Source organism: Microbacterium sp., from assembly GCF_035556355.1.
In the GTDB taxonomy this organism is placed as follows: Bacteria; Actinomycetota; Actinomycetes; order Actinomycetales; family Microbacteriaceae; genus Microbacterium.
Map to the genome: position 1 here is coordinate 1 of NZ_DATMFG010000006.1, position 21651 is coordinate 21651.

The 21651-nt window shown below is 67.5% G+C and carries 22 protein-coding genes; 10 read left to right on the top strand and 12 right to left on the bottom strand.

The window, feature by feature from the left end; translation table 11 throughout:
• The 3 genes from VNR19_RS00730 to VNR19_RS00740 all read left to right on the top strand — a co-directional run.
• On the top strand, positions 1–137 hold a 137-nt coding region (locus VNR19_RS00730; protein ID WP_325723015.1), incomplete at its 5' end, for an integrase core domain-containing protein.
• A gap of 363 nt (positions 138–500) precedes the next feature.
• Positions 501–1643, top strand: a complete 1143-nt coding sequence (locus VNR19_RS00735; protein WP_325722912.1) for a zinc-dependent alcohol dehydrogenase — start codon at positions 501–503, stop codon at positions 1641–1643.
• A 20-nt stretch (positions 1644–1663) separates the two neighbouring features.
• Positions 1664–2245 carry a hypothetical protein gene (locus tag VNR19_RS00740; protein ID WP_325722914.1) on the top strand — a complete coding sequence of 194 codons (582 nt, stop codon included), beginning with the start codon at positions 1664–1666 and terminating at the stop codon, positions 2243–2245.
• A gap of 1 nt (position 2246) precedes the next feature.
• Here VNR19_RS00740 and VNR19_RS00745 read toward each other — a convergent pair whose 3' ends face one another.
• The 5 genes from VNR19_RS00745 to VNR19_RS00765 all read right to left on the bottom strand — a co-directional run bounded on the left by VNR19_RS00745 (position 2247) and on the right by VNR19_RS00765 (position 5588).
• On the bottom strand, positions 2247–3092 hold the full coding sequence (locus VNR19_RS00745; protein ID WP_325722916.1) for a glycosyltransferase family A protein: 846 nt from the start codon (positions 3090–3092) through the stop codon (positions 2247–2249).
• 167 nt (positions 3093–3259) lie between these two features.
• Positions 3260–3820, bottom strand: coding sequence for a peptide-methionine (S)-S-oxide reductase MsrA (gene msrA, locus VNR19_RS00750; RefSeq protein WP_325722918.1), 561 nt, complete (start codon positions 3818–3820; stop codon positions 3260–3262).
• Positions 3817–4290 (bottom strand): peptide-methionine (R)-S-oxide reductase MsrB, encoded by a 474-nt coding sequence (gene msrB, locus VNR19_RS00755; RefSeq protein ID WP_325722920.1) that lies wholly within the window; start codon positions 4288–4290, stop codon positions 3817–3819. The genes msrA and msrB overlap by 4 nt, the downstream gene beginning before the upstream one ends.
• A gap of 508 nt (positions 4291–4798) precedes the next feature.
• A complete protein-coding gene (locus VNR19_RS00760; RefSeq protein ID WP_325722922.1) occupies positions 4799–5161 on the bottom strand; it encodes a cupin domain-containing protein in 363 nt (120 codons plus the stop codon).
• A gap of 40 nt (positions 5162–5201) precedes the next feature.
• A complete protein-coding gene (locus VNR19_RS00765) occupies positions 5202–5588 on the bottom strand; it encodes a nuclear transport factor 2 family protein (protein WP_325722924.1) in 387 nt (128 codons plus the stop codon).
• Between the two features lie 36 nt (positions 5589–5624).
• On the opposite strand from VNR19_RS00765, the gene VNR19_RS00770 reads away from it, so the two are divergent.
• Positions 5625–5993: a DUF2200 domain-containing protein gene (locus VNR19_RS00770; protein WP_325722926.1), complete on the top strand. Its 369-nt coding sequence runs from the start codon at positions 5625–5627 to the stop codon at positions 5991–5993.
• On the top strand, positions 5990–6484 hold the full coding sequence (locus VNR19_RS00775) for a metallophosphoesterase family protein (RefSeq protein WP_325722928.1): 495 nt from the start codon (positions 5990–5992) through the stop codon (positions 6482–6484). The genes VNR19_RS00770 and VNR19_RS00775 overlap by 4 nt, the downstream gene beginning before the upstream one ends.
• Before the next feature lie 6 nt (positions 6485–6490).
• Here the strand turns inward: VNR19_RS00775 and VNR19_RS00780 are convergent, their stop codons facing one another.
• The 3 genes from VNR19_RS00780 to erm all read right to left on the bottom strand — a co-directional run bounded on the left by VNR19_RS00780 (position 6491) and on the right by erm (position 9156).
• Positions 6491–7732 (bottom strand): RNA polymerase sigma factor, encoded by a 1242-nt coding sequence (locus tag VNR19_RS00780; protein ID WP_325723017.1) that lies wholly within the window; start codon positions 7730–7732, stop codon positions 6491–6493.
• A gap of 23 nt (positions 7733–7755) precedes the next feature.
• Positions 7756–8175, bottom strand: coding sequence for a YciI family protein (locus VNR19_RS00785; RefSeq protein WP_325722930.1), 420 nt, complete (start codon positions 8173–8175; stop codon positions 7756–7758).
• A gap of 204 nt (positions 8176–8379) precedes the next feature.
• Positions 8380–9156 (bottom strand): 23S ribosomal RNA methyltransferase Erm, encoded by a 777-nt coding sequence (erm, locus tag VNR19_RS00790; protein ID WP_325722932.1) that lies wholly within the window; start codon positions 9154–9156, stop codon positions 8380–8382.
• Between the two features lie 338 nt (positions 9157–9494).
• On the opposite strand from erm, the gene VNR19_RS00795 reads away from it, so the two are divergent.
• Positions 9495–10592, top strand: coding sequence for a class I SAM-dependent methyltransferase (locus tag VNR19_RS00795; RefSeq protein ID WP_325722934.1), 1098 nt, complete (start codon positions 9495–9497; stop codon positions 10590–10592).
• A gap of 255 nt (positions 10593–10847) precedes the next feature.
• Here the strand turns inward: VNR19_RS00795 and VNR19_RS00800 are convergent, their stop codons facing one another.
• The gene (locus tag VNR19_RS00800; RefSeq protein WP_325722936.1) at positions 10848–12227 is read right to left on the bottom strand and encodes an FAD-binding oxidoreductase; all 1380 of its coding nucleotides are present in this window, start codon (positions 12225–12227) and stop codon (positions 10848–10850) included.
• Between the two features lie 144 nt (positions 12228–12371).
• On the opposite strand from VNR19_RS00800, the gene VNR19_RS00805 reads away from it, so the two are divergent.
• Both VNR19_RS00805 and VNR19_RS17275 read left to right on the top strand, forming a co-directional pair.
• A complete protein-coding gene (locus VNR19_RS00805; RefSeq protein WP_325722937.1) occupies positions 12372–13523 on the top strand; it encodes a helix-turn-helix transcriptional regulator in 1152 nt (383 codons plus the stop codon).
• A gap of 59 nt (positions 13524–13582) precedes the next feature.
• Complete coding sequence (locus tag VNR19_RS17275; protein ID WP_414684105.1) at positions 13583–14224, top strand: cyclase family protein; 642 nt, start codon at positions 13583–13585, stop codon at positions 14222–14224.
• A gap of 124 nt (positions 14225–14348) precedes the next feature.
• On the opposite strand, the gene VNR19_RS00810 is transcribed toward VNR19_RS17275, so the two are convergent.
• Positions 14349–15026, bottom strand: a complete 678-nt coding sequence (locus VNR19_RS00810; RefSeq protein WP_325722939.1) for a hypothetical protein — start codon at positions 15024–15026, stop codon at positions 14349–14351.
• Between the two features lie 34 nt (positions 15027–15060).
• Positions 15061–16704: an N-6 DNA methylase gene (locus tag VNR19_RS00815; RefSeq protein ID WP_325722940.1), complete on the bottom strand. Its 1644-nt coding sequence runs from the start codon at positions 16702–16704 to the stop codon at positions 15061–15063.
• A 689-nt stretch (positions 16705–17393) separates the two neighbouring features.
• On the opposite strand from VNR19_RS00815, the gene VNR19_RS00820 reads away from it, so the two are divergent.
• Positions 17394–18128 carry an HNH endonuclease gene (locus tag VNR19_RS00820; RefSeq protein WP_325722942.1) on the top strand — a complete coding sequence of 245 codons (735 nt, stop codon included), beginning with the start codon at positions 17394–17396 and terminating at the stop codon, positions 18126–18128.
• 119 nt (positions 18129–18247) lie between these two features.
• Here VNR19_RS00820 and VNR19_RS00825 read toward each other — a convergent pair whose 3' ends face one another.
• Entirely contained in the window at positions 18248–20137 is a 1890-nt protein-coding gene (locus tag VNR19_RS00825) for a DUF262 domain-containing protein (protein WP_325722944.1), read from the bottom strand.
• A gap of 192 nt (positions 20138–20329) precedes the next feature.
• Here VNR19_RS00825 and VNR19_RS00830 point away from each other — a divergent pair, with 192 nt between their 5' ends.
• On the top strand, positions 20330–21571 hold the full coding sequence (locus VNR19_RS00830; RefSeq protein ID WP_325722947.1) for an MFS transporter: 1242 nt from the start codon (positions 20330–20332) through the stop codon (positions 21569–21571).
• Positions 21572–21651 lie beyond the last annotated feature (80 nt).

Below are 21651 nucleotides of genomic sequence, written 5' to 3' on the forward strand. Positions count from 1 at the left end.
CCTATGAATCTGAATCCCAACGCGAAGCCACCTACGCCGACTGGCTCCATCACTACAATCACCACCGACCCCACACCGGCCTCGGCGGCTCAACACCCGCAGAACGCGTTCACAACCTCACGGGGAAGAACAGCTAGCGCGCCTCGCGGCTGTCCCGCCCCGCGGCTGTCCCGCCCCGCGGCTGTCCGGCCCCGCGGCTGTCCGGCCCCGCGAAACGAGGGCATCACGCCGGACGAGGGCGCGCGGGGTTGAGTTCTCCTCGCTCCGCGAGATCCCCTCGTTTCGGGAGGTGAACCGACCGATGCGGCGGCGACACCACGCCGGTCGCTGAGCGAGCGCAGCGAAGCGAAGCGGTGCTCCGTGGCGGTGCTCCGGCTCGCCGTTGCGCGCCTCGCGCAGCATCCGCAACCCCGCCCCTGGCAAAGAGAGCGGCCCGACGCAACCCCCTCTCGGTTTCCGGCCGCCTGCGTTGGGGTGGAACAGAACCCCGAGGAGGCGCCATGAAGGCGATGACGTACCGCGGACCGTACAAGCTCCGCGTCGAGAGCAAGCCCGAACCGGTGATCGCGCATCCGAACGACGCGATCGTGCGGGTCGAGCTCGCGGCGATCTGCGGTTCGGACCTGCACCTGTACCACGGCATGATGCCCGACACCCGGATCGGGCACACGTTCGGACATGAGTTCATCGGGACGGTCGAAGAGGTCGGCCCGACGGTGCAGAACGTGAAGGTGGGCGACCGCGTGATGGTGCCGTTCAACATCTTCTGCGGCTCGTGCTTCTTCTGCGCACGCGGACTGTTCTCGAACTGCCACAACGTCAACGCGAACGCGACGGCCGTGGGCGGCATCTACGGCTATTCGCACACCGCCGGCGGCTACGACGGCGGTCAGGCCGAGTACGTGCGGGTGCCGTTCGCGGATGTCGGACCGGCGGTGATCCCCGACGACATCCCCGACGAGGACGCCCTCATGCTGACGGATGCGTTCTCGACCGGTTACTTCGGCGCGCAGCTCGCCGACATCGAGCAGGGCGACACCGCGGTGGTGTTCGGCGCGGGTCCTGTGGGGCTCGCGGCCGCCCGCTCGTGCTGGCTCATGGGCGCGGGGCGCGTCATCGTGGTCGACCACCTCGACTACCGCCTGCGGAAGGCTGAGGAGTTCGCGTTCGCCGAGACGATCAACTTCGGCCAGGTGTCCGACATCGTGCTGGAGCTGAAGAAGGCGACGGGCGGACTCGGGGCGGATGTCGTGGTCGAGGCCGTCGGCGCGGAGGCGGACGGGCACGTGCTCCAGCACGTGACATCCGCGAAGCTCAAGATGCAGGGCGGGTCGCCGGTCGCGCTCAACTGGGCGATCGACGCGGTGCGAAAAGGCGGCGTCATCTCGGTCATCGGTGCGTACGGACCGCTGTTCAGCGCCGTGAAGTTCGGCGATGCCCTGAACAAGGGCGTCACACTCCGGATGAACCAGGCGCCCGTGAAGCGCCAGTGGCCGCGACTGTTCGAGCACATCCGCGCCGGGTACGTGAAGCCGAGCGAGCTCATCACCTACCGCTTCCCCCTCGACGAGATCGCCGAGGGCTACCACATCTTCTCGTCGAAGCTCGACGACATCGTCAAGCCCGTCATCACCGTCGCGTGACGCCAGCGAAGGAGGACGACATGCCCTACACCTCTTGGAAGCCCGGAAACCAGCCAGACCCCGAGGAGCTGCGCGCCCGCATCCCCGGGTGGGGCGCCGATCTCGACCCCGCCGACCGTCCCGCGTTCCCGCGCGAGCAGCCCGGGATCGCGACGGGCGCGCATTGGGAGATTCCCGAGCAGCAGCCGACACGCGGAGGTGAGCGCGAGAGGTCGGTCGAGCACGAGCGCCTGACGCCGGTGTTCGGCACGGCTCAGCCGCTGCACGGTCTCAGCGGGCGCATCCGCAAGTACGCCTACGACCGCTACAGCGAGGGGCAGGCGGCCCACTGGCTGCTGCTCGTCGTCGGCGACCGCGTCGATTCTGCGGGTGCGCACGTGAAGTCGCTGTTCAGCAAGACACCGGATGACCCGATCACGCAGTCCGGCGTGTTGGGGGAGCGCGGTCGGCGGCCGATCTCATCGCGGCTTCAGCCCGGTCGCATCGACATGAAGCACACGTGGCTCGACCCGATCCTCGTGGTCGGGCCGTGGGTGCTCGCGGGAGTGCTGCTGTTCCGGCTCGGGCGCGCGATCGTGCTCCCGGCCCGCAAGCGGCGCTGAGTCACCCCGAGCGCTGAGCGAACCCAACGCCCTGAGACGAAGCGCGCTCCGCGCCTACGGTGCGGATGCGGCGGGCCGCCCGCATCCGCCGCGCCGCCCGCATCCGCCGCGCCCACCGCTTCGGCGGAAAGTCCCGCGGCCAGTGCACGATCACCGTCCGGAACCCCATCGCGATCCGGCGCGCGAACGAGCGTGCGTCGCCGAAAGGGCGCATCGAGATCCCCATCCCGGCGCGCGGCAGATACCGGATGCGCCCGACGTCGCCCATGTGGAAGGCGAGGTCGATGTCGTCGTGCACCTCGGGGTCGTCCTGGTGCACCGCATCGCGAACCGCTCGCCACGTCGACGCGCGCATGGCGAGGTTCGAGCCGAACAGCGGCGCGTGGCCGAGTGTCGGGACCATCACCAGGCCGAAGAACCCGAGGTACATCGCCGCGAGCACCGTCCGAAGCACGCGAGGCCCGTCGACGAACCGCGCGTGTCCGGTGAACGCGTCGACGTCGGGGCGGCGGTCGAACGCATCCGTCATCGTGTCGACCCACGTCGACGCCGGCACGCAGTCCGCGTCGAGTCGCAGGATCACGTCACCGGATGCCGCGTCGTATCCGGTCGCGCTCGCGGCGGGGATGCCCGGCCGTTCGCACCGCACCACGCGGGCGCCGGCGTCTCGGGCGACCAGGGCCGAGGCATCCGACGATCCGTTGTCGACGACGATGATCTCGTCGGCAGTCCGCGTCTGCTTCGCGAGCATGTCGAGGCACCGGCGCAGCGCACGGTCGTCGTCCTTCACGGGGATGACCACCGACACGGTCGACGCGCCGGTTCGCGGGGCTGCGGGGTGGGTCACGGCGTCTCCTCGGCTCGCGATCGCCACGTTAGCGGCGCCGCTCCGCCGGGCGCCTCACCGTTGACAGCGGCCCGCGGCCTGCGTTAGCGCCGGCTCGATCCCGGAGAAACGCGGATGCCGCGACCCGCAGAGGGGCGCGGCATCCGCCCGGCGTTCGCGAAGAGGGGTTATGCCGATGCGCTGGTCTCCGACCGCTTGGGAAGCACCCAGTTCGGCCGCGGGAAGTGGCACGTGTACCCGTTGGGGATGCGCACCAGGTAGTCCTGGTGCTCGGGCTCGGCCTCCCAGAACGGGCCGGCGGGCTCGATCGTGGTCACGGCCTTGCCGGGCCACAGGCCGGACGCGTCGACGTCGGCGATCGTCTCGCGGGCGATGCGCTCCTGCTCGGCGTCCAGCGGGAAGATCGCGGAGCGGTAGCTCGTGCCGACGTCGTTGCCCTGGCGGTTCAGGGTTGTCGGGTCGTGGATCTGGAAGAAGAACGCGAGGATGTCGCGGTACGTCGTCTTCGTCGGGTCGAACACGATCTCGACCGCCTCGGCGTGGCCGGGGTGGTTGTAGTACGTCGCGTGCGCGTTCTGGCCGCCGGTGTAGCCCACGCGCGTGTCGATCACGCCGGGCTGGCGGCGGATGAGGTCCTCGACGCCCCAGAAGCAGCCGCCCGCGAGGACGGCGGTCTCCATGCCGGGGACGCGGGTGATCTCGCCGGTGTCCATGGGTCCGCTGGTCATGATGCTGTCTCCTGCTCGTTGGTGGTCTCGAAGAGGTGTCGGTACTCGCCGTAGCCCTGGCTCTCGAGCTCGGCGGCGGGCACGAAGCGCAGCGCGGCCGAGTTCATGCAGTATCTCAGGCCTCCGGCGTCGCGAGGGCCGTCGTCGAAGACGTGGCCCAGGTGGCTGTCGGCTCCGGACGACCGCACCTCGGTGCGCGTCATCCACAGCGAGCTGTCGGTCCGCGTCGTGACGGCGTCGGGCTCGATCGGCTTGGTGAAGCTCGGCCAACCGGTGCCGCTGTCGTACTTGTCGGTCGACGAGAACAGCGGCTGCCCCGACACGACGTCGACGTAGATGCCGGGCTCGTGGTTGTTCCAGTACTCGTTGCGGAACGGCGGCTCCGTGCCGTCCTCCTGCGTGACGGCGTACTGCGCGTCGGTGAGGCGGCTCAGCGCCTCGGGGGTCTTGCGATAGTCGTGGGGACTCACGTTTCCTCCTCGGTGGCGTCGCTGGCTGCGGCGCCATAGAGAAGAACGGATGCCCCGGCGGTTTTGGTCCCGCGAAGCTGGGAGCGGGCCGTGAGTTTGTTCGCCGGCTCCTCGGTAGATTCGTGAAAGGGAGGACGGATGCCTCGCACGCACGCGTCCCATCACGGCCGCGCGGCACCCGCCCTCCCGAAACCCGCCTCCCCAGAAGGCGGCACCGCCATCCCAGTCGGCGGTGTCGTAGTCATCATGGCGGCGGGTTCGGACATCCGCAACGACGAATTCATCAACTGTGGATAACTCGGCCTGGCGGACGCCGATATCGTCGCCCGGATGCCGATTTTCGTCGCCCGGACGCCGCTTTCGTCGCCCGGATCAGGACATCTGGCGTAATCAGGCTGATCCGGCCACGAACGTCCTGCCCTCGCCAGATGTCCTGATTCCGGCGGATGGCAGGCGGTCCGACGAGAGGGCCGAGAGTGCCGGGCCCCGCCGGCATGGCACGGCGGGGCTACGGGCTCGCGGGGTAGTCGCCCACGGGGCGCTTCACCACCGTGAGCAGCACCGCGGAGTCCTCCAGCGCGTCGAGACGATGGCGCTGCGGGGGAATGGCGAGGTGATCACCGGATGCCCCGTCCCACGACCGGTCGCCGGCGACGATCCGCACGCGGCCGACGAGCACCTGCAGGGTCGCCTCGCCGGGGCTCTCGTGCTCGCCCAGCTGCTCCCCGCCGCGCAGCGCGATGACCGTCTCACGCAGTGCGTGCTCGTGGTCGCCGGTGATGGTGCGCGCCGCGCGACCGCTCGAGGCGATGCGGGCGGTCTGCATGAGCTCCGCAACCAGGTCGGTCAAGTTGTCGTCGACAGCGCGCATCGGGCTCCCCGTTCATCGTCGAGTGGGTCCTGCGCTCAGGCTACGCCGTCGCGGGCGGTTCGACGATCTTCCAGTACGAGTCCTTTCGCACGACGAGTCCGTCGCGGACCGTGTAGAAGTCGCATCCGCGCACCTCTTTGCGCTCACCCGAGACCGTCGTGCCGGTGAGCAGCCATGTGGTCATGCCCGTCTGCCGGTCGTCGTCGACGAAGTGCTCCTCCTCGCCGTAGTGCACATCGGGCAGCCCGGCGAACCGGCCCGCGAGCGCTGCGCGCACCGCCGCCTTGCCTTCGAAGCGTGACCCCCACGGCTCGGGTCCGCGCGGCATCTCGAGCACGCAGTCGTCGGCGAAGAGCGCCATGATCCGGTCGAGATCGTGCGCGTTGAACGCGTCGCACAGCTCGATCAGCGCCGACCGGATGTCCATGTCTGCACGGTACGCCTGCCGCGTACCCTGGGGAACATGGAACGGATCTTCCGGATGCCTTTCGCCAAGGTCTACCCGATGTACATCCAGAAGGCCGAGCGGAAGGGTCGGACGAAGGCCGAGGTCGACGAGGTCATCGAGTGGCTCACCGGCTTCGATGACGCGACGGTCCAGCGGCATCTCGCCGACGGCACGACCTTCGAGGACTTCTTCGCGGATGCGAACCTCAACCCGAACGCCGACCTCATCACGGGCGTCGTGTGCGGGGTGCGCGTCGAGCAGATCGAGGACCCGCTCATGCAGAAGATCCGCTACCTCGACAAGCTCGTCGATGAGCTCGCGAAGGGCAAGGCGATGGAGAAGATCCTCCGTCAGCCGAGCACGCCGGCCGCGGCGAAGCGATGACGACGCGCCTGCTGCTCATCTCCGACACCCACATCCCCGGGCGCGCGAAGCGCCTCCCCGAGACCGTATTGAGGGCAGCGGATGCCGCGGACCTCGTGATCCACGCGGGGGATTGGGTCGCGGCATCCGTGCTCGATGAGCTCGAGCAGCACGGCGAGGTGCTGGGGGTTTACGGGAACAACGACGGCCCGGACCTGCGCGAGCGGCTGCCCGAGGTCGCGCGCCGCACGATCGAGGGCGTGCGATTCGCAGTCGTGCACGAGACGGGAGCGGCGCAGCGGCGCGAGGTGCGCATGGACGAGGCGTTCCCCGACACGGACGTGCTCGTGTTCGGGCACAGCCACATCCCGTGGCACACGGTGTCGCCGCGCGGCATGCGGCTGCTCAACCCGGGCTCGCCCACGGATCGCCGCCGCCAGCCGGTGCACACGATGATGACCGCGATCGTCGACGACGGCGAGCTGCGCGAGCTCGACCTCATCTCGCTCTGAGCGCGGTCAGCGGAGTGCTTCGGCCTTCTCGCGCAGCACGCGCTGCTGCACCTCGTTCGCTGTGAGGCCGGCGGCAGTCAGCAGCTCGGACCTCGCTTCGTCGTAGCGTCCGAGCTGCGCGAGCAGCTCACCGCGCACGCTCGGCACGAGGTACGAGCCGCGGAGCGCGCCGGAGCCTTCGAGCTCGTCGACGATGCGCAGGGCGTCGGCAGCACCGGATGCCTTCGACACCGCCACCGCTCGATTGAGCTCGACCACGGGGCTCGGCGCGATGCGTCCGAGCACCTCGTACAGCAGCACGATCCGGTTCCAGTCCGTCTCGTCCACGCTGGGAGCGACGGCGTGGCACTGCGCGATCGCGGCTTGCAGAGCGTACGGGCCGCGCCCGGTTCCGCGTGCGGCGGCCAGGGCATCCGCTTTCTTGAGCAGTTCGATCGCGCGCGCGATCTGCCCGTGGTCCCACCGCGAGCGGTCTTGGTCGGCGAGCAGCACCGGCTGACCCGAGCGCGTCTCGCGCGCCGCGAACCGCGACCGCTGGAACTCCATGAGCGCGACGAGCGCGAGCGGCTCGGGCTCGCGCGGAAGCAGCCCCGCAACCATGCGTCCGAGACGGATCGCTTCGTCGGCGAGGTCGGGGCGCACCCACCGGTCGCCCGCGGTCGCCGCGTAGCCCTCGGTGAAGACGAGGTACACGACGCCGAGCACGCCCGCGAGCCGGGAGGTCCACTCCGACGGGTCAGGCGTCTCGAACGGCACGCGTGCGGCGGCGAGCGACTTCTTCGCCCGCGTGATGCGCGCCTGCACCGTGGGGACACTGGTCAGCAGCATCCGCGCGATCTCTTCGGTCGACAGTCCCGCGACGATCCGAAGCGTGAGCGCCACCTGCGATTCGCGCGACAGCGCCGGGTGGCACGCCGTGAAGATGAGGCGCAGCACGTCGTCGTCGATGGGCTCCCACGAATCGTCGGATGCCTCGTCGAGCGTGTGCGCGATCGCCGCGTATCGCTCGTCGAGTCCGTCGCGTCGTCGCCACGCGTCGATCGCGCGTCGCTTCGCGACCGCCGTGAGCCACGCACCCGGGTTGTTGGGGACGCCGTGCTCGGGCCACGAGCGGAGCGCCTCGACGACCGCCTCTTGAGCGACATCCTCGGCGAGGCCGAGGTCGCCGGTCATCTTGGCGACGGATGCCACGATCCGCAGCCCTTCGATGCGCCAGACGGCCTCGACCGTACGCCGGGTGTCGTTCATCGTCGTCGTCTCGGGGTGGAGGATCACGCCGTGCCGAGCTCGGCCCGCCACTCCTTCTGCTTCTGGATGTACTCGTTGTCGGCGAAGTCGGCGAAGTCGGACTCGTCGGTGACGCGCCGCACCTCGAGCTTGTTGCCGGGACCCAGCGGGCACCGCTTCGCCCACTCGAGCGCTTCTTCGACGGTGCTCGTCTGGATGATCCAGAACCCGTTGAACAGTTCGTGCACTTCGCCGTAGGGGCCGTCGCTCACGATCGGCGTCTCGCCCGAGAAGTCGACCACGTAGCCCGGCTCGGGCGCCAGGCCGTCGCCCGCGACCAGCACGCCGGCCTTCATCATGGACTCGTTGTAGGCGCCCATCGCGTTGATGACGGCCTCGAAGTCCATGTTCTCGTAAGCCTCAACGGCCTCCTGGGTCGCCCGCATGATCAGCATGTGCTTCATCGTTTCGTTCCTTCGTTCGGTTCCGTATGGGAGGCCGTTCGCCTCCTCTCACTATCGCGTCGAACGGCGACATCCGGAATCGACATCGGCTCTGAAGAATTTTCGGATGCCGCCTGCCCCGGTCGCTGAGCGAGCCGCAGGCGAGACGAAGCGCGCACGGAAGGGCCCTTCGTCTCGCTGCGCTCGCTCAGGATCCGGCGGTTGTCACACGCGCTGAACCGCCCGCCACAGCGCCGCCCACTGCTCCGGCCGCAGGTCGCGCGGCAGACGGCATCCGTCGATTCGCGCCTCACGCACCGCCGCTCGCGCTTGCGCCCGCGTCATACGAGCACTGTGCTGCACGAGCGAGACGATGTCGCCGCCCCTGCCCGTGAACATGTCGCGTACGAACAGCTCGTACGCGGCGCGATCCCGAGGATCGACGAGCGGTGACCCGCGCCGCGTGATGCCGATGATGCCGCCGTCGACGCTCGGCACCGGACGGAAGTGCCGAGCCGGCACCCGCCCGTGCAGTCGGAACTCGAACCACGGGGCGGCCTGCGCGCTCATCATGGTGCCGCCGCCGACGCCGGCGCGCTTGCGCGCGACCTCCCACTGCGTGAGGAGGATCGCGTGGCGCCAGGACCGGCGCGCCAGCATCCGTCTCATGATCGGCGTCGTGAGGTGGAACGGCACATTGCCGACGACGACGGGTTGATCGAGCGGATGTCGCAGCGCGTCGGCATGCTGCACGCGAACGTTCGGCAACCGACGCCGCAGCGTGCGCACGCGGTGCTCGTCGACGTCGATCGCGACGAGGGGTCGCCCGAGGCGGGAGAGCGGTGTCGTGAGGGCGCCGTCGCCGGCGCCGATCTCGAGGATCGTGCCGTCGGTGGACGCGACGAGGTCGACGATCGCATGGATCGTCGGGCGGTGGATGAGGAAGTTCTGGCCGAGCTCGTGTCGGCCGCCGTGCACGGAACGGCGTGGGTGGGTTCGCATCGAGCGCTCCAAGGAGAAGGGTTGGAGCACCCCGGATGCGGGCGTCAGCCGAGAACCGGCGGAGGTGGGACGCGCGCCCGGGGTGCGAGGACTCCCGGAAGACGGCGCTTACGCGAAGATCAGCGAGGGCGCCGTCAGGCGCCGCGCTCGCGGATGTAGAAGCTGCACGCCGTCATCGGCGCGCTCTTCGTCATTCCCATTCCCACGAGGGTCCATGGTACCCGCGGTCGCCGAGCCTGTCGAAGCGTCGCCGAGCCGAACCCGGTCGCTGAGCCCGTCGAAGCGTCGCCCCGCCCGCACCTTCCGCCCGCGCACACCGCTCACTACACTGACGCGCCATGAGCGGTGCCGACTCCGACCCGCCCGTCGAGCGCGCGGCGACCGGGGCGATGGGCTCCGGGTACGCCCAGCACTCCGGGGTGCAGCATTCCGCGGAGAGCTACGCCATGCCGATGCTCGGTCGCGCGGTGGACGCGGTCGTGCTGCCCGCATCCGGTTCGCCGTTCCGCGTCGCGGATCTGGGCGCCGCGGCCGGCACGAACTCCCTGCAGCCGATGCGCACCGTGGTCGACGGGGTGCGACCACGTGCCGGCGAGCGCGTCCCGGTGACCGTCGTCCACACCGACATCCTCGCGAACGACTTCGACGTGCTGCTGGCGAACGTCATGTCGACGCCCGGCTCGTACGCGACCGAACCCGACGTGTTCGCCTTCGCGGAGGCCCGCTCGTTCTACGAGCGGCTGTTCCCGGCGTGCGACCTGCACCTGGCGTGGAGTGCGATCGCGGTGCACTGGGTGTCGCGCGTGCCCGAGCCCATCCCCGACCACATCTTCAGCACGCGAGCGCACGGGCGCGTGCGGGAGGCGCTCGAGCAGCAGGCGCGCCGCGACTGGGTCGCGTTCCTCACCCACCGGGCGGACGAGCTCGCGCCGGGCGGCCAGCTTGTCGTGGTCGGGGGTGCGGCTGAGGATGACGGATCGAGCGGCGCGGAAGGGCTGATGGACTCCGCCAACGGGGTGCTCACGGAAATGGTGTCGGACGGGCGACTCGACGCGGCCGAGTACGCGCGCATGACGATCCCCACGTGGAACCGCACGCAGGCCGAGTTCCTGGCGCCCCTGCAGGGCGGCCCTCTCGCGCAGGCGTGGACCCTGGATGAGCACGAGCTGCTGCGCGCACCCGACACGCTGCTGGAGGAGTACGAGCGGTCCGGCGATGCGGGTGCGTTCGCGGATGCGGTCGTCAAGTTCTACGAAGCCGCGTTCATGCCGTCGCTGCTCAGTGCTCTCGACTCGGCGCGCTCGCCCGAACGGGTGGACGCGTTCGTGTCCGAGTTCAAGAGGCGGTTCGCCGAACGGATCGCATCCGATCCGCCCTCAGTGGAGACGCACTGGCACGTCCTGCTGTTGCGGCTCACCCGCCGCCCCGGTCGCTGAGCCCGTCGAAGCGTTGCCCTGCTCGGCCGCCCTTCGACACGGCGCTTCGCGCCTGCTCAGGGACCGGGTTCTGCGGCCGCTGAGCCCGTCGAAGCGTCGCCCCGCTCGGCCGCCCTTCGACACGGCGCTCCGCGCCTGCTCAGGGACCGGGTTCTGCGGCCGCTGAGCCCGTCGAAGCGTGACGAAGCGCGCGGCCCCTCAGGCTGAAGCCCCACCCGAGGAACCGCGCGCTTGCCGCACGTCGCCGGCGCCCGCTCAGAGCGCGTGCGCCGCCGCGAACATGTCGTTCGGGTCGAAGCGACGCTTGAGGTCGCGAAGCCGCTCCACGGCGACCCCGAACCCGGCCTCGCGATCCGCGCCACCGCCGTCGATGAATGTGAGCGCGAGGTTCTCGGCCGCCCAGGGCGCGAACGCGGCGATTCCGGTTCGCACCGCGGCATCCGCCCCCACCATCGCCTCGGCGACCGGCACCATCGCGACCGTGTGCGCGAGGTACGCACCGTCGATCGAGCCCACGGCTCCCGCGTGCGCGGGTCGCCGCCCGAGCGCCCCGCCGAGATGGCGCAGCTCCGTCATGAAGAGGCCCGGAACCCTTGCGGCCGCGACGAACGCGTCGACCGCGTCGTCGGGCAGCTCGGTCAGCACGCAGTGCGTCGTGACGGCGGGCGTCGGCCCGGGCGGGTCCATGTGGACGGCCACCAGTCCGGCCGCCGGAATGCGCGAGAACGTGTCGACCTCGGGCGCGAGGGCACGGAGCGGTTCGAGAAGGGCGGATGCCGCGGCATCCGTCTCGAGGATCGCCCCGTCGATCACGACGACCGACCGGCCCGACAGGAACGGCGGAAGGTCGGGCAGCGGCGGGAAGTTCAGCACGCGAAGCGTCGTCGTGGCGGACTCTGGCGCGGTGGCGGTCCATGTCGCCCACGCGCGTGCGACGTCGGCGGCGCGGCTCGCATCCCACAGCAGCATGCCCGCGAACACGTTGGCGTACGGCACCAGGTCGATCTCGAGCGAGACGACGACCCCGAACGTGCCCGAGCCGCCGCGCACCGCCCAGAAGAGGTCGGGATTCTCGTCGGCGCTCGCGCGCACGATGCTGCCGTCGGCGATGGCGATCTGCATCGAGCGCACGGTGTTCACCGCGAGCCCGTGAGCGCGGCCGTAGAACGACAGACCGCCGCTCAGCGCGTAGCCGGCCACCGAAACGTCGCCTGCGCTGCCGTGCAGGGCGGTGAGGCCGTGCGGTGCCGCCGCTTCGAGCACGTCGTTCCAGAGCGATCCGCCGAGCACGCGCGCGGTGCGCGTAGTGGGGTCGACCGTCGCGCCGCGCAGCCCCGAGAGCGAGACGAGCACGACATCGGAGAGGTCGGTGTCGGCGAGTGCTGCGGCGGCGTGTCCGGTCGACTGCGGTGCGACACGAAGGCCGGATGCCGCGGCCGCGCGCACGGCCTGGACGACCTCTTCGGCGGTCTCGGGCCGCACGACGGCGAAGGGACGCTGATCGACGGCGACGTTCCAGGGCACGCGGGCCTCGTCATAGCCGGGGTCGCCGGCGATGAGGACCCGGTCGCCGAGGGCGCGCTTGAGCTCCGCGGCGCGTTCGTCCGTCGTGAGGGTGATGTCGGGAATGGTCATGGGTTCTCCTGGTTCTCCGTGACTGGACCACCGCAACTCTCGCGACCGCCGGCGTGTGCGGTCCATCCCAGATGGTGAGGGAATTCCGGTCCCCCAGATTCCTGGGATGGCGGCGACCCGCGGTGGGGGAGCACACTGTGTTCCATGGCCTCGGCTCTGGCGATCGGTCGCGCGCGCAGCGACATCGACGTGATCTCGCGCGCCGGTCTTCCGTTGCACAGCTTCGTGGACGAGGCCGCCGCGACGCTTCACACCGTCGTGCCGTTCGTCGCCGCGTGCGTCTCCACGCTCGATCCGGCGACGACGATGGTCTCGAGCTCGCGCAAGCTCGGCGATCTCGACGGCCGCAACGAGCAGGACCTGATGTGGTCGCAGATCGAGTATGGCAGCGACGATCCGACGTCGATCACCGAGATGGTGGCCGCCGGTCAGATCGCGGTCGGCGTGCAGCACGTCACGCACGGCGTGCTCGACCGCTCCATCCGCATGTCGGAGCTGCTCGTGCCGCACTTCGACTACCGCGACGAGGCGCGTGTCGTGTTCACCGACCGCAACGGCGCGTGGGGCCACATCTCGCTGTTCCGCGGCGACGACGACCCGACGTTCGGGGTGGAGGAGCTCGAGCTGCTGGCGTCACTGTCGCCGGCGTTCACGCGCGGCATCCGCACCGGCCTGCTCGCTCAACTGAGCCGAACGGATGCCGCGACCCACACCGGCCCCGCGGTGATCATCTTCGACGCGCACGACCGCATCGTGCAGTCGACGCCGGGAGCGCAGGCGCATCTCGCGCAGATGTCGTCCGTGCCGGGGATGGGCGATCCGCTGACGTCGGTGCAGGCACTCGTGAGCGGTGCGCGTCGCTTCGCTCGCGGAGAGATCGAACGGATGCCGCGCATCCGCGCCCGCACGTACGACGGCGTGTGGGTCGTGCTCCACGCCTCGCCGCTTGGCGGCGCAGGCGACCGCGCCGGGGATGTCGTCGTGACGATCGAGGAGGCGCGTCCGCAGGAGGTGATCGACATCGTGGCGGCCGCGTTCGGGCTCACGGCGCGCGAACGCGAAGTCGTCGCGAGCGTGCTGCGAGGTGCCGACACGCGCGAGATCGCGTCCGAGCTGCACCTGTCGCCCTACACGGTGCAGGACCACCTCAAGTCGATCTTCGAGAAGGCCGGCGTCGCGAGTCGGCGCGAACTCGTCTCGCGCGTGTACTTCGACCAGTACGTGCCCCGCATGGGCGAGGGGATCGGGCCGAGTGGGTGGTTCGCGGGCAGCGTCGAACTGTCACCCGGTCGCTGAGCGAGCGAAGCGAGACGAAGCGCCCACCCGAAACCCCGCCCCCACGGCATGATGAACGGATGCTCCGTGATCTGATCCACCCGATCCGCGACGGCATGATGGTCTACCCCGGTGATCCCGGGGTGTCGATCGGTGTGGGTCTGTCACTCGCGAAGGATGGCGTGGAGGTCGCGCGAATCGAGATGGGCTCCCACACGGGCACCCACGTCGACGCGCCTGCGACACCGTGCCGGATGGGCGGCGGACTACGGCGGATGTCTCTCTCGATGAGCCCGTGGGCGAGGCTCTCGTGCTGCGCGTTGCTTCGGCGGGTGCCGGCGCGGCGTATGGGCTCGAGGAGTCGTCGTTTCGACGGCGGTGCCGTGCCGGACGCGCTGCCGCGGATCGTTATCGTCGACGCTGGGAGGGCGCAGTGGTTCGGGTCGGAGCGGGCGTTGCGGCATCCGTTCATGTCTGCATCGGCGGCGCGGGAGTTGTCGGGGCGCGAAATGCGCGTGCTTGCTCTTGACACGTTGAGTCCGGATGCCACCGGGGAGAGGAGTTCCCCGTGCACGAGGTCGTGCTCGGTGGGGATGGGGCGATCGTCGAGAACGTGTGCGGGCTCGAAGGGCTGCCGGGGGCGGGTTGAGGTGGGGTTCTTCCCGTTGCGGTTGTCGGGGGATGGGGCGTCGGTGCGGGCGATCGCGTTTGGGAAAGGCTGAGCCGCGTTCTCAACGCACGTTGAGTGTCAATGCACGCGCCGTCGAAAGCCGGGCGCACTGGGCCCTTATGATCGCCCATTCAAGCGTTCTGTTCCAGCCCAAAGAACCAGGCCGGGTCACAAGGCTACTTGGCGGCGATGACCTGGTCCACAGCTTGCTTGAATTGCGCTTCGTCAAGTACGCCCTGATCTCGAAGCGCCACTAGCCGTTCGATCTCCTGGACTCGATTACTGATCGTGATTGGAGCCGAGGCAAGGAAGGGCTTGGACAGATTTGGAAAGTGCTCCGGGGCGAGCACGGACTTGATGAAGGCGAAGGGGTCCCCCGCGCGAACTCCGCTGTTGACCGCAACCTCGAAAGGTATGAAGTTCGCCGGGTTGTTATCCCGGAACTCGCGAACGACTGCGCCACTGAGCACCAGGGCATCGCCCGTCTTGCGTACCTTGGCGTGCACCTCGTGGTGAGTCTGCGGGGCGACAAGCACAGCACCACCGAAATACGGTGCGACGAACAGTGTCGCGTCCTCCCACACGGCGTTGCTGCCGTCGCCCATAAAGTTCGTGAGGCGAATCTGTCCAGACGAGGCCGAGGCACTCGCCTTTACACTCCACAGACCGCGGGCCTTGGCGAGCAGATCTGCCAGATCGAAGCCGTTCGCGTTATGCCCCGCAGGCGCGGTGAGGATGCCGGCCGACCAGGCGGCCGAAGCCATGATCCATTCGGCCCCGCCTCCGAAAAGGAACCGCATGCCGCGGTCGGATGGATTGGCGGCGGTGAGAAGCGAAGCGAACGCAAATTCCACCTCGCGCCTCACCGTCTTGTTCGCAAGGAGGTGCTCACGCAGTCTGTCGAACTCGCTGTTTCCTGACCCCGCCAACACTTGCCCCCTTGTCGATCGGCGATATTGCCGACAGAAACGATATCCGAGCAAGGGGGAACATGTTGCTTGCGTAGAGAAGCCGCGTGTCGTGCTCACCCCGCAGGACCCAACGGTCGAGTGCTCGGACGAGGTCCTCGGGATGCTTGACGTTCTGGTTCTCGCGGCCCGCGTTAAGTTTGACGACGAGATTCCTCGCCTCGGAGTCCCGGAGTGCGGCGATCAGACAGCGGTTAATTGCGAAGTCAGGCACAGGCGTCGACATGAGCACACGGCGTGGAAGGGTGACACCGCCGTCGAGAGCTCGCCACCACAGGTATGGCAGGGAGGAGTTCAGGACAAGAGCAGCACGATCTCGAGCCTCTTCGTCGGCAAAGAAGAGCGTCGCCTTTGACGCTCGGTCCAACCTTCGGTACGTTGCCGAGATGTAGTAGCGCGGCGTTAGCCCGACGTCCAGCGCCCAGGGCGTTTCTCTGTTCACGACGAGGTCCGCCACAACCGTCTCGGCTCGCTGCAAAGAGTCCCAGACTGCTTCCATCCCAGGGCCGAGCTTGGCCCACTCTCCGTGGGGGCCGATACGTCGCGGTGCAAGCAACAGATGGCATTCCGAAAACATCGCCTCGCGCTCTGCGGCCTGCCATCGGATGATCGGCGTGATTTTCCACGACGTGTGGGCCGGCGCGCATACTGTGACTGCAGCGCGCACAAAGTTGGTCTTTGAAGTGTTCTTCGAGCCGAACTTGTACCCGCGGAACAACGTGTCGGGCACGTTGTCGAATGCGAAAACGTGGCCTCCGCCGTAGATGCGATCGATGACATCCCGCAGAGGCTGAAACTTAGACGCTGCGAGGTATGAGGCGGGTGTGACCGCAATGAACCCGCGGGAAGTCAAAGCCACCCGTTCGAGGAAGTACGCAAAAAGGTCGCGCGTCCGTCCCGTCTCTAGATCGCTACGCTCTTTCGCACGCGCGTACGGCGGATTGACGATGACATAGTCGTGGGCTGGCACCCTCGCGCTCGACAAGAAGTCGCGCTGCTGCGAACGTGCGCTGAGAGAGCGAAGGGCATCCTGGTCACCGGCGTCGGCCCAGTCGCTGCCGATGAGCACAATCGCGGTGCGTAGTGCGGCATCGTCGAGGTCAACAAGCGTCAATCGATCTCGTACAAACGCGCCAGGATCGACCTGAACACTGGTCAGGTGCCAAGACAAGTTTCCAACCCCGCAGCACGGATCCAGCCAATGGCCCTCGTCAAAGTCCAGCGACTGCTTTGCCATGAACTGGGCCGCATCATCGGGCGTGAAGAACTGCCCCGATGATCTTCGGTCGTCGCGGTGCATGAGGGCGAGCAGTGCCTCATAGCACACACCCACCTCGCCGATAGTCAACCCCTTGAGGTAGTCCTCCCCGACGGGCCCGACGCCGAGGATCTCTCGGATCGATTCAGACAAGTCCGGGCGGGACGCCGTTGTACGGACGGCGACCGCTTCGAGCCAGCGTCGACGGACATCTCGCTCGCTCGGGTGGTCTCCGATTAGGGCGCGGATGACCTGACTTACCTTCGACGCTGAGAATGAGACGCGTCGCGCGTCTCGAGCATCCACGCCCGTTCTCTGAACCAGCCCATCTAGCGTCATGCAACCGACCTCCGTACGTAATAGCTAACAGCCGATCCCGTTAGAATCGTTCGCTCGGACAGGCGGGTCGCGCCGTGTCGCCGGGCAGAACATCAATCTCGAGACAGTAGGTGCAGCCTAGGTCCAGGCTTCGACATCGCTGCCCCCGCGTCCCGACGATAACGACGGTCGCGGTCCCGCCCTCCCCCCGGGGCGCCGCCGGGGCGTTGCGCATCTGAGAACAGCAACCCTACGGCGCGCCGATCGACGGTGCTCCGGTGCGTAGGGCGACGCCGTTTCGTGGATGAACGCATTGCGGCACGTCCCTCCCTCGAGTTGCATCTAGTCCGTCCCATCCCACGCGTCACCGCGACATCCCCGGTGACGGCTCCTACATTCGCCCGATTGCCTCTCTCTTTCTCGTCGGAGTCGCGACATCCGCGCTGCTGAGCTCGCCACTCGCGCTGCGCCGCCTATCACCGCATCCATTTCGGTATCACTGCAGGGGCCGCGATGCTCCCATTGCCGGCGACGACCGTCGCGTTGCTCTGGCTACCGTGAGCCGTACTAGCCATCACAGATCGGTCCGGAGGAGTTCCAGCACGGCGGTCGAGGTCGTAGCGACAATTCGGCCTGGACGGCGGCCCTGGGACTCGGGGCTGCGCTAATGTTCGCCCATGCTGCGCAAACAAGAACTTGCAAAGTCAGTTGGTGATCTCCTAGGAGTACGTGAACGAGAAGAGTGGTTCTCGGGAGGCTCAAAGGTCACCGCGGACTTCCAACGAGATATCGGCCCGAAGGTGGGAGTCGCGAAGTACGGCCCAACCAAAGTGCAACACATGCGGGCCATTCTTGAAAGCGTCGGCGTGCCGTGGAGAGCCGACAGGCATTCATCCGAGGAGACGGAGAACCCCGGTGGGAACGTAACCAGGGAGGCGTACGAGGACCTCCTGGAAGCGCTGAAGGCGGCCGACTCTGAACCAGCAGTGGTGGCCGGGGGAATGATGTCTTCGGGCGACGGGCCTCGTGACGTGTTCGTGCAGAGAGCGATCCGACTTCGGCGTGGTCAAGCCCAGTTCCGTGCGCAACTGATGAAAGCCTATGACGGTGCGTGCGCTGTTACTGGTTCCACCGCACACGCAGTCTTGGAAGCGGCTCATATCGTTCCCTTCGCTGAAGGCGGTCCGACAGACCCGTCAAACGGGCTTCTGCTTCGCTCGGATATTCATACCCTGTTCGATTTGCGCTTAATTTCAATCGATACCCGAGACTGGAGCCTGCTCGTTCATGCTTCGCTTACTCGCACGGAGTATTGGGCCATGCGTGGTGCGGCCGTCGCGCGGCCCCGACGGAACCAAGCAGCGCCCGATGAGCGTCTCGTCGATGCCCATCGCAAGCGGAGCGGCCTGTAAGTCAGGTGTGCGCTGATCCTTCGCGTGCATGTGGTTGTCTGGCCGGGCGCGGACGTCGCCGCAACTCATTGGGTGTGGCTCGCCCTTGGCAACGCACGTACGCGGCGTGCTCGTCGCACCTAGCTCCGCGGCCACCTGGCCAACGCTGCCTGGGCGAGAATGATGGTCCGTTTGTCGATGTCCCCGGGCGTCCACTTATTCAGCGCCTTGAACGAGTCGTGGAGCTTGAGTGACGCCGTCTGGGCAAGAAGCTGCTTCTTTTGACCGAAGGGCCTCTTGCCATTCTTCTTGTTATCGAACCCGGTGACAGCGGTGAGGTTTCCGAGAACGTATCTTCGGGCGTCCATGTCGTCCTTCTTCACCTTCCACTTGTGAAGGTCCTCGATCCAAAGTGGGCCGATGTTTGTCGTCTGGGGATAGATGTGCTCGATCGTGAATTGATGCTGCTGACTGCCGTACGGCAATGGGTGTGCGCTGCCACCGGGACCCGAAAGGTGGTACTCGATACCCCGAAGGATGGGGAACACTGCGCTTCGGAGACTCTTCGTGTCGACAGTGTTCACTACGGCGAGTACTTCGGCGTCCGTTTTCCATCCCGCGTTTTGGAGGGCAGTTCGCAACCCGGCAATGGTGAGGGTCTCGGGCAGCATCCTTGCGACAGCCGCGAAGGTTGAGCGCAACAGGTTGAGACCCTCGCCAGCGAGTACGTGTCGCACCATATAAGACTGCAGATCCAAGAGAATGGTGAGCAGCTCCTGGTTGTCCAGGCTTCCCGTCTCCCTGCCGTGCAGTGCCTTCAAAATCAGAGGAACGGCAGGTCCTCCCGACATCGCCATGACTTCGGCGATCCGGGCATGTTGTTCATTGGAGACCGCGATTACTCTCCCGCCCGGGATGCTCACTGACTGTCTGTTGCCGACCGCGATGGGGTATAGCCAGGCATTCTCGACAAGTGGTTTCGCATACTTCGCCTCGAACTCCGCCTCCGTCGCGGGGGTGATTTGGTACCCGAGGTCACCGATCACCCGGTTCAGCCATCGCCGGTGGAGAGTCGCTTTGTTGACCTTGTCCTCACCGACGCTAATCAAGTACTCATAGAGAAATTGCTCGGGTCCGCTATCACGCTTTGACGAGTAAGTGACGCTTGCGAGGACCCCCTCGACCGGCTCAAACTCCTTTGCGTAGAACTCATCTTTGAGGTTAGGCATCCGGACGAACATCGAGTTACGAACCAGATCAAACTGTGCGAGTGGCGTGTTCTTTGCGTTCATTGTCTCAAAGATAACCCCTGCCTCTTCGTCAGTTGAGTCGATCTGCAGCTCCAACAGCGTCAACTCATTCGTGACGATTGCATCGAGCCGAGGTAGGTCAAATGCTGCAGAGCCCGAGGCTGTTTGACCCCACGGAGCGAAGGACCCGCGCGGAGGTGCATTCTTATCGTTAGCCGGCTTGGGCGGTGTCGACGCTCCAGATTTCGAGGTCGCGGTTTCACCGAGCCAAAGTTGGTATCGGAAGAACCGGTAGGCCTGGACGAGTCGGTGGCCAAAAAGGACTTCCGAGATCTCCGTTACAAAGGCGCCGGTCAAGATGGCGTCGAGGGCCTTCTCGTCCTGCTTCTTCGGAACCACGCGCTTAACCGGTGACGCAAACTTCGGTTTGACAAAGGCGAGCTCGTCATCGGGGGCGACGCGGTCCCCCTTCGAATACGCGATCTGGTCTCGGATGGCTGACAGCACGACCAGGAGGGTGAGCAGCCGCTGTTGTCCGTCAATCACATTGAACGCTGTCACGCCGCTTGGCACGTTCGCGAGGCTCGGCTCAACAATTAGGGCACCCATGAAATGACGCTTGACCGCGCCAGCCTGCGGCCTTCGGTACTGGCTCATGACGTCCCGCCATAGATCGGCATAGCGGTCCGAGTCCCAACTGTACGGGCGTTGATACTCCGGGATGTGGAGCTGCAATGTTTCCTGCAAGTAGTGCCCGGTCGCATACTCAGCTGGCTTCACAGAGAGTCCTCCTCATGACGAACTCGAGCCTATCGGCTGCTAGCGCATGGGAGGAGCTTTGCAATGGTCACTATCACCTGGATTCACTCGACGGTAGTGCGAGTTGGCGAGATCGGTACGCCGCTCTTTCGCCGGGTTCGCGAAAGGCCCACCGTCCGCCAGAAGGTCCAGGGTCGCACTACCGTCGAGGGAATGACGTCCCCCGCGTTCACCGGCCACATCCCCGGCGACCGCGCATACCGCCGCCTGATCGCCGGGCTCTTCTTCGCCGGAGTCGCGACGTTCGCGCAGCTGTACTCGCCGCAGGCGGTGCTGCCGCTGATCGCATCCGAATTCGACGTCGAACCGGCGACGGCGGCGCTCGCGGTCTCGGCAACGACCCTCGGCCTGGCCGCCACCGTCATCCCGTGGTCGGCCGTCGCCGACCGGGTCGGCCGTGTCCCCGCGATGGCCGTCGGCATCGTCGCCGCCACCGTGTTCGGACTCCTCGCCCCGCTCAGCTCCGACCTCGAGATCCTCCTCGCGCTGCGGCTCCTCGAAGGCGTCGGCCTCGGAGCCGTGCCCGCGATCGCGCTCGCATACCTGAGCGAAGAGGTCGACGCCGCGCACACCGCCGCAGCGGCCGGCAGCTACATCGCCGGCACGACGATCGGCGGACTCTCCGGACGCCTCATGGCCGGCCCCATCGGAGACATCGCGGACTGGCGCATCGGCGTCCTCGCCGTGGCCGTCGTGTGCGTGGCATCCGCTGTTCTGTTCCTCGTTCTCGTGCCAAGAGCACGGGGATTCGTCCCGCTCCGCCTCCGGGTCACGCGCGGCCCATCACTCCCAGAACGACTCGCCGAGAACCTCCGCTCGCGTCGGCAGCTCGCCCTCTATGCGCAGGGCTTCCTGCTCATGGGCGGCTTCGTCGCGCTGTACAACTACCTCGGCTTCCGCCTCACCGAGCCGCCGTACTCGCTCCCGCACACCGTCGTCGGGCTGCTCTTCCTCGCGTACCTCGCCGGCACGGTCGCCTCACCCGTCGCCGGCACCCTCGCGTCGCGGTTCGGGCGCCTGCCGATGCTCCTCGTCTCGAGCGCGGTCATGGCGGCGGGCACCGCACTGACGCTCGTCCCGGTGATCGTCGCGATCCTCGCGGGACTCCTCGTGCTCACGGCCGGCTTCTTCGCCGCACACGCGGTCGCGTCAGGGTGGGCGCCGGCGGCGAGCGAACCGGATGCGCGAGCCCAGGCATCCGCCCTCTACTACCTCGGCTACTACGCCGGGTCGAGCCTGTTCGGCTGGTCGCTCGGCTTCGTGTTCGCGTGGGCCGGGTGGGACGGCGTCGCCCTCGCCGTGCTCGCCCTGATCGCGACATCCGCTGTTCTTGCGGGGGCGGCGCTACGTCATCGTCGGGCGCGCGAGGTGCGAGGGGCTGGGTCTGGTCCGTGAACCGTCGAGGTCCCGTCATCGAGCGAGGTGCGCGAGCACACTGCTAAGAGCCGCTAGGTCTACGTCGGGTCGCTTCGCAC